Raw genomic sequence first — 11,996 nt, 5'->3', positions numbered from 1 at the left:
CCACGTCATATCGACGATGAGACGAGGACGAGATACGCTCTGGCCATTTGCGGGCCTGCTGATCGCCGGCTGCGTTTCGGTGAAGGCGCCAGACAAGCCGATCGAGATCAACCTCAACATCAACGTGCGACAGGAGGTCGTCGTCAGCCTGAAGAAGGATGCCGAGGACGTCATCAGCGCCAATCCGGAGTTGTTCCCGAAATGAGGAGTGCCATCATCCTCTCCGCCGTCGCCGCCTTCGCCCTCGCGGGTGCCGCGACGGCGCAGTCCGGGGCCGTCGCGGCCGGGCTCGACTCGGGCGCTGTCGGCGAGCAGGTCGACGGCTATCTCGGTTTTCCCAAGCCTCCATCGGGCGCGCTCAAGGCTGAGGTGGACGCGATCAACATCAAGCGGAGGCAGGTCTACACGCAGGCCGCGCAGGGCAAGAACGTCTCGATCGAGGAGTTCGCGATCTCGGCTGGCTGCTCGACCATCGGCAAGCTGCGCGACGGCCGCGCCTACTCGGTCGCGCCCGGCGTCTGGGCGACCAAGAGCGGCACGGCCAAGCTGCCCGCCACCTGCGGCTAGGGTGTGCGCCGCGCCCGCCCGGTTGACTTGATGGATAGCGCTTTCTAAGGGACCTGCGCCCGGGCGGTCCGCCGCCGGTTGTGACGCGCCATGCCGGCTTGACCGGTAGCGGCGCGTTTTCATTGAAGCCTCGGGCCCTAGCGGCCGGGGGCAGGGTCCAGGGGTCCGCATTGTCCGACGGTCGGCGCAGCGACGGAGACGAGCTTGGCCGCCGCATAGCCGCGGCCAAGGCCACGCACGCGGCTGCCGATCACTCGCACGCCCGCGCCGAGGGGCGTGGCTGGGCAATCGGCATCGAGTTCGTCGGCACGGTGCTCGTCGCCACCGCCATCGGTTGGGCGATCGACACCTATGCGGGTTTGCACACGCGGCCGTTCGCGATGATCGCGATGCTGGTGATCGGCTTCGCCGCCGGCACCCGGCGCGCGATGCAGACTTCGGCCCAATTCGACAACAGTACCGCCAACGATGTGGCGGCGAAGGGATAAGACGCCTTGGCCAGTCCCATGGAGCAGTTCGATATCGTCCGCCTGAAGCCGCTGGCGCTTCACGGCTACGACGTGTCGTTCACGAACTCGTCGCTGTGGATGGCGGTGGCGCTGGCCGGCATCGCGGTGTTCCTGATCGTCGGCACCGCCAGCCCCAAGCTCATCCCCGGGCGCTGGCAGGCGGCGGTGGAATATGCCTACGATTTCGTCCGATCGATGCTCGACCAGAATGTCGGGCCGGAAGGGCGGCGCTACGTGCCGCTCGTGTTCTCGATCTTCATCTTCGTGCTGTTCTGCAATCTGCTCGGCCTGATCCCGTGGGTCGGCACCTTCACGCCCACCAGCCATATCGCGGTGACGCTCGGGCTCGCGCTTCTCGTCTTCGTGACGGTGGTGATCGTCGGTTTCGCGCGCCACGGGCTGCACTTCTTCTCGCTGTTCTGGCCCAAGGGCACGAACATCGTGCTCGGCCTGTTCGTAGCGCTGATCGAGTTCGTGTCCTTCCTGTCGCGGCCGTTCACGCTTGCCATCCGACTGTTCGCGAACATGACGGCGGGGCACGTGCTGCTGAAGGTGTTCGGCACCTTCGTGGTGACGCTGGGCTCGTTCGGCGCGCTGCCCTACGTATTCGGCATCCTGCCGCTGGGCGTGAACATCGCGCTGTGCGCGCTGGAGGTGCTGATCGCGGTGGTGCAGGCCTATGTGTTCGCGCTGCTGACGTCGATCTACCTCAACGACGCCGTCAATCTCCACTGACAACTGACTACGAAAGAAGGGAAAGAGACATGGATCCAGCTTCCGCCAAGGTAATCGGCGCCGGCCTCGCGGCGATCGGTGCGGGTCTCGCCGCGATCGGCGTGGGCACCATCTTCGGCATGTATCTGCAGGGCGCGCTGCGCAATCCGTCCGCCGACGCGCAGATGGGCGGCCGGCTGATCTTCGGCTTCGCCGTGACGGAGGCGCTCGGCCTGATCGCGGCGGTCGTCGCGCTGGCGCTCGCCTTCTCCTGACGTCAAGCGGCGGGCGGCCTCGCGCCGCCCGCCTCGCACAAGAGGCCGGGATGCCCCAGTTCGACTTCGCCAACTTCGCGCCGCAGATTGCGTGGCTCGCCGTCTTCTTCGCGATCCTCTACTTCGTCATCGTCCGCGCGACGGTGCCGAAGCTCGCGCGCGTGATTGACGAGCGCGAGGGCAAGGTGACAGGCGACATCGCCGCCGCCGAGGTTGCGAAGGCGGACGCCGACCGCGTCCACCACGGCTACGAGACCGAGATGGCGCAGGCGCATGTCCGTGCGCAGGGCGCCGTAGCCGACGCCAAGGCGTCTGCGACTCGCGACGCCGAGGTCAGGCTCGGCGCGGCCAACGAGACGCTGCACGCCAAGGCCGAGCAGGCCACCGCCTCTTTAGAGGCGGCACGCAGGCAGGCAGCCGGCGAGATCGAGCGCATCGCTGCGGAGGCTGCCGCCGACATCGTGGCAGTGCTGGTCGGCACGCGCCCGGATGCGGACACGGCGAGGACCGCCGCGCGGCAGGCGCTCGCGGGGTAGGGATAGCGACATGGCCACCGATACATCCGCCGCGATCGTCCAGACCGAGCATCATCCCGCCGAGGCCAAGCTGCTCGGGCTCGACTCCGAGGGCTGGGTCTACGCCTCGCTGACCATCTTCCTGCTCGTCGCCTTCTTCGTGGCGGGCGCGCACAAGCGGATCGCGGCGATCCTCGACGATCGTATCGCCAACACGCGTCGCTCGCTGGACGAGGCGAAGTCGCTACGCGACGAGGCCGAGGCGCTGCTCGCCGAGGCGCACCGCCGCCAGGCCGCCGCGCACGCCGACGCGCAAGCGATCCTCGCCCATGCCGAGGTCGAGGCGAAGCAACTCGTCGAGAAGGCGCGTACCGACGCCGACACCTTGGTCGAACGGCGCGGCCGCATGGCGGAGGAGAAGATCGCCGCGGCCGAGCGAACCGCGGTTGCCGACGTCCGCGCGCGCGCCGCGCAGGCCGCCGCCGCCGCCGCCGCGCGCATCATCGCCGATCGCGACGATCCCAACGCGGATCGCGCGCTCGTCAGTCGGACGATTGCCGGGCTGAGCTGAGAACGTCGGCGACGTCGCGCCGCCCGTGGCGAGTGCGCTTGCGGTTCAAATCGGGACGTCCAGCGCCTAGATCGCACCCGTGACCGACGGGCCGACCACTGACCGCTTCGCCGAGGAGAAGTCCACCTACACGGTGCGCGGGTCGGACCAACCCGATCTGGAGGCCGGCGTGGCGGCGATCCGCAACGTGCTGAGGACGTTGCCGGCACGGCCCGGCGTGTATCGGATGCAGGATTCGCGGGGCGACGTGCTCTACGTCGGCAAGGCGCGCGCGCTCAGGAACCGCGTCACCAACTATACGCAGGTGTCTCGGCTCACCAAGCGGCTCCAGCGCATGGTGTCGCAGACGCGCTCGATGACGATCGTCACCACGCGCTCGGAAGCGGAGGCGCTGCTGCTGGAGGCGCAGCTCATCAAGCGCTTCCGCCCGCCATACAACGTGCTGCTGCGTGACGATAAGAGCTTTCCCTTCATCCTGCTTCGCGAGGATCACGCCTTCCCGCGCGTGCAGAAGCATCGCGGCGCCCGGCGGGCGAAGGGGCAGTATTACGGGCCGTTCGCCTCCGCCGGATCGGTGACTCGGACGCTGAACGCGCTCCAGAAGCTGTTCCTGCTCAGGAGCTGCACCGACAGCTTCTTCCAGAATCGTTCGCGTCCGTGTCTGCTCCACCAGATCAAGCGTTGCTCGGCGCCGTGCGTCGGGCGCATCGACGAGGCTGCCTACGCGGAGTTGGTGGAGGACTCGAAGAGCTTCCTCGCCGGTAAGTCGACGCAGGTGCAGAAGAAGCTCGGCGACCAGATGTCGGCGGCGGCGGAGAGCATGGACTTCGAGCTCGCCGCGATCCTGCGCGATCGGTTGCGGGCGTTGACCTTCATCCAGGGCAGCCAGGCGATCAACGCGGAAGGCGTGACCGACGCCGACGTGTTCGCGATGGCGTGCAAGGGCGGCGCCACCTGCATTCAAGGCTTCTTCATTCGCGGTGGCCAGAACTGGGGCCATCGTGGCTTCTTCCCCGCGCATACCGCCGACGTGCCGGCGGACGAGGTGCTGACGAGCTTCCTCGCGCAATTCTACGAGGAGGTGCCGCCCGCGCGCCTCGTCTTGCTCGATCGCGAGCTGGAGGAAGGCGCGCTGCTGGCGGAGGCGCTGGCGGAGAAGGCGGGGCGCAAGGTGGAGCTGAAGCGCCCGCAGCGCGGCGAGCAGCGGCGGCTCCTGGAACAGGCGACGCGCAACGCCGAGGAGGCGCTGGACCGCCACCTCGCCGAATCGACGACGCAGGGTCGCATCCTGCGCGAGGTCGCCGAGCTGTTCGAGCTGGACGGGCCGCCGAACCGCATCGAGGTGTACGACAACAGCCACATCATGGGCACCAACATGGTTGGCGCGATGATCGTCGCGGGGCCGGAGGGCCTCCGCAAGAACAGCTACCGCAAGTTCAACATCAAGCGGCCCGAGACTGCGCCCGGCGACGACTTCGCGATGATGCGCGAGGTGCTGGAGCGCCGCTTTGCCCGGCTGGAGAAGGACGATCCCGAGCGCCGATCGGGCGAGTGGCCCGACCTGCTGCTGATCGACGGCGGCAAGGGGCAGGTGGCGGCGGTGTGCGCGACCTTGCAGGAGGCGGGAGTCGAGGACGTGGCCATCGTCGGCATCTCCAAGGGGCCGGACCGCAACGCCGGCCGCGAGCATTTTCACCTCCCCGACGGGCGCGAGCAGATGCTGCCGCTGAACTCGCCGACGCTGTTCTACCTCCAGCGCCTGCGCGACGAGGCGCACCGCTTCGCGATCGGCGCACACCGCACCAAGCGCGCCAAGTCGATGGCGGCCAACCCGCTCGACGACGTCGCCGGCATCGGCCCGTCGCGCAAGAAGGCGCTGCTGATGCACTTCGGCTCGGCCAAGGCGGTGCGCGCCGCCGCGCTGGAGGATCTGGAGCGCGCGCCCGGCATCTCCAAGGCGATGGCGCGCAGCATCCACGATCATTTCCACGCGAACGGCTGACACGCAAGATGCCATAGCCGGCGGTCGGTGGTAGTCGCGGGGCATGACGACCCGCGTGCTCATCAGCGTCGATACCGAACTCACCTGGCGCGCCCACCTCGCGGGCTGCGGCTGGGAGGAGAATCTGCGCCGCTCCTACGAGGCGGCGGGCGTCGGCGTGTCCTACCAGCTCGGTAGGCTGGCGCGGCACGGGCTGCGGGCCTGTTATTTCGTTGATCCGATGCCGGCCGTGATGTTCGGGATCGAGCCCGTTCGCCGGATGATCGCGCCGATCGTCGCGGCGGGGCAGGAGGTGCAGCTCCACCTCCACCCGATGTGGCTCGATGCGCTCAGCCGGCGCGTCGACGACACCGCCGACCACGACATGCGCGGCCGCCGCGTCGAGGAGCAGCACGCGATCATGGCCCGGGCGATCGCGCTCTTTCGCGAGGCAGGTGGCGGTGACCCGGTGGCGTTTCGCGCCGGCAACTATGGCGCGGACGACGCGACGCTGGCGGCGGCGGCGGCGGTGGGGATGCGCTACGACACCACGCACAACGGCAGCATGTTGCCCGAGCCCTGCGCGATCGGACTCCCGAGGGCTGCCGTTGCGCCGACCATGAGGCAGGGCCTCACTGAATTACCAGTAACGCTGATCGACGGCGGCCGGGGGCGTCTGCGCCACCTCCAGATCGGCGCCGTCTCGTTCGGCGAGATGCGTGCCGCGCTCCTCCACGCCGAGCGCGAGGGCAACCCGCTGGTGACGATCGTCGGCCACAGCTTCGAGCTCGCCTCCCGCGACGGATCGCGCGTCAACCGGCTCGTCCGGCGTCGCTTCGATCGGCTGTGCGCCTTCCTGGCGGCGGAGCGCGACCGCTTTCCGACCGTGCGGCTCGACCGTCTCGACGCGCTGCCGATGGATGTGCCCGCGACGCCCGCGCCCACCGGCGCCGCGCGACGCTGGGTCCGCATGGCGGCGCAGGCGGCGTCGAATCTCGTCTACGAGGGCCGGCCCTAGCGGCTGTTCGCGAACGCGCGATCCTCTACACGAGCCCGATGAGCATCGACCTGTCCGCGCCCGCGATCGCAGCGCTGGTGCGCAACCGCCGCGACCAGCGCGTGCCCTTCGTGCACGCCGTCTCGCTCGGCACGAACTGCTACGCCGCCTGGCTGCTCCAAGGGCTCGGGCTGCGGCGCGGATCGCATCCGTTCGACTGGATCTTCTCGACGCCCGCTATGGTGCTCGATATCCTGGACGACGATTTCAGGCACTTCCTCGATCCGGCCGAACATGAGCGCGGTGGCGAGCCGGGGCGCTGTCGGCACCGCAGCTATCAGGCGCGCTTCGGCGTCGAGTGGGTGTTCAACCATCACGATCCGACGCGGCCGGAGGATGCGCGCTACTTCCGCCGCTGCGTCGATCGCTTCCGCGCGGTGACGGGTGGGCCGGACAAGACGCTCTTGCTGATGATCAACATCGAGGCGCCGGTCACGCCGGAGCTGTTCGCCCAATTGTGCGACGCCGTCGAGCGCTGTGGACCGGACAACACGATGCTGTGCATCAATGTCGGCTGTGCGCGCGACGTGCTCGCCATGGGCATGGCCGAGCCTTTCCAGATCGGCCGCCACCGGCTGCGCACCTATCGCTCGACATCGGAAATCGACGGCGTGCGGTTCGCTAACCCGCTCGACGATCTCGTGCTGCGCGGCGCGACCATGCAGTTCCGCTTCGACCTGCCGCCGGCGCGGGACGATCCCGAGCTGCCGGTGGATCGTTGAGGCGTGCAGCTCCGCGCGCTTGCCACGGTCTGCGCCGTCCGGGCTCACGGCGAGCACGGCGTCGTCGCGCGATTGCTGACGCGTGAGGCGGGGCTGCTCGCGGGCTATGTGCGCGGCGGGCGCTCGCGGCGGCTGCGGCCGGTGCTCCAGCCCGGCAATCGCGTCGTCGCCGACTATCGCGCGCGCAGCGACGATCAGCTGCCCGCGCTCATAGTCGAGCTCGCGCACAGCCGCGCCGGGCTGCACGAGGAGCCGCTGGCGGCGGACGGCATCGCTTGGGTGACGGCGCTGGTCGCCGGCGTACTGGCGGAGGGGCTCGCCCACCCGGTCGTGGCCGACGCGCTCGACGCGCTGCTCGACGCCGTCGAGGCGGCGCCCTCGGCGCGCGGCTGGGCGGGCGGGCTCGCGCGCTTCGAGCTGCTGCTGCTCGCCGAACTCGGCTTCGGCCTCGATCTCGCGCGATGCGCGGTGACGGAGGGCGTGGACGATCTCGCCTTCGTCAGCCCGAAGAGCGGCCGCGCGGTGTCGCGCGCGGCGGGCGAGCCTTATGCGGATCGGCTGCTGCCGCTACCGCGCTTCCTCATCGAGGGCGGGGAGGCAGGTTGGCGGGAGGTCGCGCAGGCGCTGGCGATCACCGGACTGTTCCTTGAACGGGACCTGCTCGGCGGGCGCGAGGCGCGGCTGCTGGCGGCGCGGCAACGGCTGACCGATCGGATCGCGCGACTCGCCCGGGCTTGAGGCGCCGCCCGAGGCTTGGCATTGCGACATGTGACGAGGGGAACGCCATGCTGATCGCGCTGCTGCCGGGAGACGGAATCGGGCCGGAGGTAACGGCGGAGGCGGTGCGCGTACTGGAAGCGGTCGCGGGCGATCGGCTGACCTTCGAGGAGGCGCCCGTCGGCGGTGGCGCTTACCACACGCAAGGCCACCCTCTGCCGCCCGCCACGCTCGATCTCGCCCGGCGCGCTGATGCGATCCTGTTCGGCGCGGTCGGCGATCCCTCGTGTGACGCGCTGGAGCGGCACCTGCGGCCCGAACAGGCGATCCTCGGTTTGCGCAAGGAGCTGGGGCTCTTCGCCAATCTGAGGCCCGCTCGGCTGTTCCCGGAGCTCGCCGACGCCTCCGCGCTCAGGCCTGAGATCGCGCGCGAGATGGACCTCGTGATCGTGCGCGAGCTGACCGGCGACGTCTATTTCGGCACGCCGCGCGGCCGCCGCGAGACGAACGACGGCCGTCGCGAAGGCTTCGACACGATGCGCTATGACGAGGACGAGATCGCGCGGATCGCGCGCGTCGGCTTTGAGACCGCGCAAGGGCGGCGGGGCAGCCTCTGCTCGGTCGACAAGGCCAACGTGCTGGAAACCTCGCAGCTCTGGCGGGATGTGGTGACGGAGGTCGCGGCGGAGTACCCGCAGGTCGAACTCGCGCATATGTACGTCGACAATGCGGCCATGCAGCTTGTCCGCAATCCTGGCTGGTTCGACACGATCGTCACGGGCAATCTGTTCGGCGACATCCTGTCCGATCAGGCGTCGATGTGCGCGGGCTCAATCGGGATGCTGCCGTCCGCGTCGCTCGGGCAGGGAGGCAAGGGGCTGTACGAGCCGATCCACGGTTCCGCGCCGGATATCGCCGGGCAGGGCAGGGCCAATCCGCTCGCCGCGATCCTGTCGGCGGCGATGCTGCTTCGCCACTCGGCCGACATGGCAGCGGAAGCCGATCGCATCGAGGCCGCCGTCGCCGCCGCGCTGGCGGCCGGTCACCGCACCGCCGATCTCGGCGGTGCGGTGACGTGCCAAGGTATGGGCGATGCGGTGCTGGCGGCGCTGTGATCGTCTGAGCGCAAGCGGAGGCGCGGGCGGCACCGCATCCTCCGCCGTGCGGACAATATGGGAGCTGCGGGTTGACCGTGCGGCGCACGGATATGGTCCGTCCGAGCGGCACCAATCCCGCGCCTCCGTCACTCGCTCGCGAACAGCTCGCGCTCGATCGCTTGGATTAGCTTCGGATCGTCCGGCGCCATATCGGGGGCGAAGCGGGCGACCACCGATCCGTCGCGGCCGATCAGGAATTTCTCGAAGTTCCACAACACCTCCGGCGGATCGGTCGGCGTCATGCCATAGTCCTTCAGCCGCTGGCGCATCGTGTCGGGGCCATCGGTCGCCGGCTGCGCTTCGGTCAGCGCGGCATAGAGCGGGTGGCGGGCCTCGCCCGTCACCGGCGTCTTGGCGAAGAGCGGGAAGCGCACGCCATACTGCGTGTCGCAGAAGCTCGCGATCTCGGGATCGGCGAGCGGCTCCTGCCCGGCGAAGTCGTTCGACGGGAAGCCCAGGACGGTGAAGCCCTCGTCGTGATACTTGTCGTAGAGCGCCTGCAAGCCCTCATATTGCGGCGTCAGCCCGCACTTGGACGCGACGTTCACGACGAGCGCGACCTGTCCATCATAATCGGCGAGGCTAGCGGCGGCGCCCCCGTTGGTCTTGAGCGGTATGTCCCGGATCGCGGTGGCCATCATCGTCTCTCCTTCGAACCTCGCATAGCCCCGCCACGCGCGCAGGGCCAAGCCGCATTGACGGCGGCCACGGCCGGGGGCCAAGGACGAGCGATGAAGCGACGCGCAGGACAGGATCGAGAGGTCACCGCCGGTTGGCGGCCGGCCACGCTGGCGGTACGCGGCGGCACCGCGCGCTCCGAGTGGGGCGAGACGTCGGAGGCGTTGTTCCTGACGTCTGGCTACGCCTATGATTGCGCGGCGGACGCGGCGGCGCGTTTCGCGGGCGATCAGGAGGGGATGACCTATTCCCGCCTCCAGAACCCCACGGTCGAGATGCTGGAGCAGCGCATCGCGTTGATGGAGGGTGCGGAGGCGTGCCGCGCCACCGCATCCGGCATGGCGGCGATGACGGCGGCCTTGCTGTGCCAGCTCTCCACCGGCGACCATCTCGTCGGCGCGCGCGCGGCGTTCGGATCGTGCCGCTGGCTGACCGATCACCTGCTGCCGCGCTTCGGCATCGCCACCACCATCGTCGACGGGCGTAACACGAAGGCCTGGGAGCGGGCGATCCGGCCCGAGACCAAGGTCTTCTTCTTCGAGACGCCGGCCAACCCGACGCTGGACATCGTCGACCTCAAGGCAGTGTGCGACATCGCGCGCGCGCATGGCATCGTTACCGTGGTCGACAACGCCTTCGCCACTCCCGCGCTGCAACGGCCGATGGACTATGGCGCGGACGTCGTCGCCTACTCCGCGACCAAGATGATGGACGGGCAAGGCCGCGTGCTCGCCGGCGCGGTGTGCGGGACGAGCAAGTTCATCGCCGAGACGCTGCTGCCCTTCCACCGCAACACCGGGCCGACGCTCAGCGCGTTCAACGCATGGGTGGTGTTGAAGGGGTTGGAGACGCTGGACCTGCGGGTGCGCCGCCAGTCCGACAACGCGCTCGCGGTCGCGCGCTTCCTTGAGGGCCGCGTGCCGCGCCTGCTCTACCCGAACCTGCCCAGCCACCCACAGCACGATCTCGCGATGCGTCAAATGGCCGCGGGCGGCACGATCCTCTCGCTGTTCCTCGATGGCGGCCGCGAGCAGGCGCACGGCCTCTTGGACGCGCTGACGCTCGTCGACATTTCGAACAATATCGGTGACTCGCGCAGCCTGATGACGCACCCGGCGTCCACGACTCACAGCGGGCTGAGCGCGGACGTGCGCGCCGAGATGGGGATCACCGAGGGCATGCTGCGCCTCTCGATCGGGCTGGAAAATCCGGACGACGTGATCGCGGACTTCGACCGGGCGCTGACGAGTGTAGCCCTGTGAGGGCGCTGTTTCCGCACGAGGCGACAACGCGCGGCGTCACCGTGCGCGTCTCCGTCAGCTACATGCCCGAACAGTCGCTGCCGGCGCGCGGGCGCTGGTTCTGGGCCTACCACATCCGCATCGAGAACGGCGCCACCGGCGCGGTGCAGCTCCTCACCCGCCACTGGGACATCACCGACGGGCGCGGGCACGTGCAGGAGGTCGACGGCGACGGCGTGGTCGGCGACCAGCCGATCATCGAGCCGGGCGACAGCTACGATTACGTCTCGGGCTGCCCGCTCGCCACGCCGACGGGAGCGATGGAGGGTCGATACGGCATGGTCGATGCCGGCGGCCGTGGTTTCGACGTGGCGATCCCGCGCTTCCCGCTGCTGGCGCCCGCGACCGCCGGCTAGGAGCGGCCGTGAAGCGCACCCACCTGCCGCTGAACGCGCTCCGTGTGTTCGACGCGGCGGCGCGGCACCTGTCCTTCACGCGCGCAGCGGACGAGCTTGCCGTCACGCCTGCCGCCGTCGGTCAGCAGGTGCGTGCGTTGGAGGATACGCTGGGCGTCGTGCTGTTCCGTCGCACCACGCGCGGGTTGGAACTGACGCCCGAGGGCGAGACGGGGCTAGAACCGCTACGGCGCGGCTTCCTGGAATTCGAGGAGGCGGTGCGCGCGATGCGGGCGGGCCAGACCTCGAAGACGCTGACGATCGCGGCGCCCCGCGACGTCGCCGGGCGCTGGCTGGCGCCGCGCCTCGCGGCCTACGCCGCGCGCGATCCCGAGCTGCGCTTCGTCGTGCTGGCGGCGGATGGCGGGATCGACTTCACCGAGGCGAATCTCGACCTCGCCATCCTCTACGCAAGCGGGCCCGGCGACAATGAGGGCGTGGCCCTCGACGACGGGACGCTGATGATGGTGGGACGCGAGGAGGGCGGCGCGGAGGCGATCGCCTGGCCGGGCTGGGCGGTGACGGAAGGTCCGCGCGTGCTCACCGTCGCAGACGCCGGGCTGGCGATCGATGCGGCGGCGGCGGGGATCGGGCGCGCGACGGTGCCGGCGCTGCTCGCCGCCGGCGACATCGAGGCGCGCCGCGTCGCCGATCTTGGCCGGCAGCCGGGAGAGCGGCGCTACTGGTTGGTCGCGCCCCTGCCGCAGTGGCGGCAGGCCAAGGTGCGCGCGGTCGTGGCGGTGCTGACCGGCGATTAACGCCGATGCAGCCGCCGGCTCGGCGATCGTCCGCTATGGATCGTACCGCGCAAGCAGCAGAAACCGTGGGGCGGAGCGT

At 69.6% G+C, this 11,996-nt stretch carries 16 protein-coding genes; 15 read left to right on the top strand and 1 reads right to left on the bottom strand.

What is annotated here, in order from left to right; all coding sequences use genetic code 11:
* Nucleotides 1–16 precede the first annotated feature (16 nt).
* From ACOFKX_RS03220 to leuB, 12 genes are all read left to right on the top strand, one after another.
* Nucleotides 17–205, top strand: a complete 189-nt coding sequence (locus tag ACOFKX_RS03220) for a YnbE family lipoprotein (protein ID WP_419827330.1) — start codon at nt 17–19, stop codon at nt 203–205.
* Entirely contained in the window at nt 202–567 is a 366-nt protein-coding gene (locus ACOFKX_RS03215) for a YdbL family protein (protein ID WP_419825649.1), read from the top strand. Before ACOFKX_RS03220 ends, ACOFKX_RS03215 begins: the two co-directional genes overlap by 4 nt.
* A 170-nt stretch (nt 568–737) precedes the next feature.
* On the top strand, nt 738–1,055 hold the full coding sequence (locus ACOFKX_RS03210; RefSeq protein ID WP_419825648.1) for an AtpZ/AtpI family protein: 318 nt from the start codon (nt 738–740) through the stop codon (nt 1,053–1,055).
* Nucleotides 1,056–1,073: 18 nt separating this feature from the next.
* Nucleotides 1,074–1,811: a F0F1 ATP synthase subunit A gene (locus ACOFKX_RS03205; protein ID WP_419827329.1), complete on the top strand. Its 738-nt coding sequence runs from the start codon at nt 1,074–1,076 to the stop codon at nt 1,809–1,811.
* 29 nt (nt 1,812–1,840) lie between these two features.
* Complete coding sequence (locus tag ACOFKX_RS03200; RefSeq protein ID WP_419825647.1) at nt 1,841–2,065, top strand: F0F1 ATP synthase subunit C; 225 nt, start codon at nt 1,841–1,843, stop codon at nt 2,063–2,065.
* 50 nt (nt 2,066–2,115) lie between these two features.
* Nucleotides 2,116–2,601, top strand: a complete 486-nt coding sequence (locus tag ACOFKX_RS03195) for an ATPase (protein WP_419825646.1) — start codon at nt 2,116–2,118, stop codon at nt 2,599–2,601.
* 10 nt (nt 2,602–2,611) lie between these two features.
* On the top strand, nt 2,612–3,151 hold the full coding sequence (locus ACOFKX_RS03190) for a hypothetical protein (RefSeq protein ID WP_419825645.1): 540 nt from the start codon (nt 2,612–2,614) through the stop codon (nt 3,149–3,151).
* 79 nt (nt 3,152–3,230) lie between these two features.
* Entirely contained in the window at nt 3,231–5,153 is a 1,923-nt protein-coding gene (uvrC, locus tag ACOFKX_RS03185) for an excinuclease ABC subunit UvrC (RefSeq protein ID WP_419825644.1), read from the top strand.
* Nucleotides 5,154–5,196: 43 nt separating this feature from the next.
* A complete protein-coding gene (locus ACOFKX_RS03180) occupies nt 5,197–6,150 on the top strand; it encodes a polysaccharide deacetylase (RefSeq protein ID WP_419825643.1) in 954 nt (317 codons plus the stop codon).
* Between the two features lie 38 nt (nt 6,151–6,188).
* Nucleotides 6,189–6,911 (top strand): DUF1796 family putative cysteine peptidase, encoded by a 723-nt coding sequence (locus ACOFKX_RS03175; protein ID WP_419825642.1) that lies wholly within the window; start codon nt 6,189–6,191, stop codon nt 6,909–6,911.
* A 3-nt stretch (nt 6,912–6,914) separates the two neighbouring features.
* Nucleotides 6,915–7,649, top strand: a complete 735-nt coding sequence (gene recO, locus ACOFKX_RS03170; RefSeq protein WP_419825641.1) for a DNA repair protein RecO — start codon at nt 6,915–6,917, stop codon at nt 7,647–7,649.
* Between the two features lie 47 nt (nt 7,650–7,696).
* Nucleotides 7,697–8,743: a 3-isopropylmalate dehydrogenase gene (gene leuB, locus ACOFKX_RS03165; protein ID WP_419825640.1), complete on the top strand. Its 1,047-nt coding sequence runs from the start codon at nt 7,697–7,699 to the stop codon at nt 8,741–8,743.
* Between the two features lie 128 nt (nt 8,744–8,871).
* Here leuB and ACOFKX_RS03160 read toward each other — a convergent pair whose 3' ends face one another.
* Nucleotides 8,872–9,423 carry a glutathione peroxidase gene (locus ACOFKX_RS03160; protein ID WP_419825639.1) on the bottom strand — a complete coding sequence of 184 codons (552 nt, stop codon included), beginning with the start codon at nt 9,421–9,423 and terminating at the stop codon, nt 8,872–8,874.
* A gap of 93 nt (nt 9,424–9,516) precedes the next feature.
* On the opposite strand from ACOFKX_RS03160, the gene metZ reads away from it, so the two are divergent.
* From metZ to ACOFKX_RS03145, 3 genes are read left to right on the top strand one after another with little or no spacing between them, the layout of a single operon-like run.
* Nucleotides 9,517–10,725: an O-succinylhomoserine sulfhydrylase gene (gene metZ, locus ACOFKX_RS03155; RefSeq protein WP_419825638.1), complete on the top strand. Its 1,209-nt coding sequence runs from the start codon at nt 9,517–9,519 to the stop codon at nt 10,723–10,725.
* Nucleotides 10,722–11,120: a Co2+/Mg2+ efflux protein ApaG gene (apaG, locus tag ACOFKX_RS03150; RefSeq protein WP_419825637.1), complete on the top strand. Its 399-nt coding sequence runs from the start codon at nt 10,722–10,724 to the stop codon at nt 11,118–11,120. Before metZ ends, apaG begins: the two co-directional genes overlap by 4 nt.
* A gap of 8 nt (nt 11,121–11,128) precedes the next feature.
* Nucleotides 11,129–11,917 carry a LysR family transcriptional regulator gene (locus tag ACOFKX_RS03145; RefSeq protein ID WP_419825636.1) on the top strand — a complete coding sequence of 263 codons (789 nt, stop codon included), beginning with the start codon at nt 11,129–11,131 and terminating at the stop codon, nt 11,915–11,917.
* The last annotated feature ends 79 nt before the right edge of the window (nt 11,918–11,996 follow it).

The sequence above is a fragment of the Sphingomonas sp. genome (assembly GCF_965200105.1).
In the GTDB taxonomy this organism is placed as follows: Bacteria; Pseudomonadota; Alphaproteobacteria; order Sphingomonadales; family Sphingomonadaceae; genus Solisphingomonas.
Note: the sequence above shows the minus strand (reverse complement) of the source record. Positions and strands in the feature narration are given on the sequence as shown.

What these genes read in the sequence shown, in the direction of transcription:
- ACOFKX_RS03220 (WP_419827330.1), top strand. Translation starts at nt 17, where the DNA reads ATGAGACGAGGACGAGATACGCTCTGGCCATTTGCGGGCCTGCTGATC.
- ACOFKX_RS03215 (WP_419825649.1), top strand. Translation starts at nt 202, where the DNA reads ATGAGGAGTGCCATCATCCTCTCCGCCGTCGCCGCCTTCGCCCTCGCG.
- ACOFKX_RS03205 (WP_419827329.1), top strand. Translation starts at nt 1,074, where the DNA reads ATGGAGCAGTTCGATATCGTCCGCCTGAAGCCGCTGGCGCTTCACGGC.
- ACOFKX_RS03200 (WP_419825647.1), top strand. Translation starts at nt 1,841, where the DNA reads ATGGATCCAGCTTCCGCCAAGGTAATCGGCGCCGGCCTCGCGGCGATC.
- ACOFKX_RS03195 (WP_419825646.1), top strand. Translation starts at nt 2,116, where the DNA reads ATGCCCCAGTTCGACTTCGCCAACTTCGCGCCGCAGATTGCGTGGCTC.
- ACOFKX_RS03190 (WP_419825645.1), top strand. Translation starts at nt 2,612, where the DNA reads ATGGCCACCGATACATCCGCCGCGATCGTCCAGACCGAGCATCATCCC.
- ACOFKX_RS03180 (WP_419825643.1), top strand. Translation starts at nt 5,197, where the DNA reads ATGACGACCCGCGTGCTCATCAGCGTCGATACCGAACTCACCTGGCGC.
- ACOFKX_RS03175 (WP_419825642.1), top strand. Translation starts at nt 6,189, where the DNA reads ATGAGCATCGACCTGTCCGCGCCCGCGATCGCAGCGCTGGTGCGCAAC.
- leuB (WP_419825640.1), top strand. Translation starts at nt 7,697, where the DNA reads ATGCTGATCGCGCTGCTGCCGGGAGACGGAATCGGGCCGGAGGTAACG.
- ACOFKX_RS03160 (WP_419825639.1), bottom strand. Translation starts at nt 9,423, where the DNA reads ATGGCCACCGCGATCCGGGACATACCGCTCAAGACCAACGGGGGCGCC.
- metZ (WP_419825638.1), top strand. Translation starts at nt 9,517, where the DNA reads ATGAAGCGACGCGCAGGACAGGATCGAGAGGTCACCGCCGGTTGGCGG.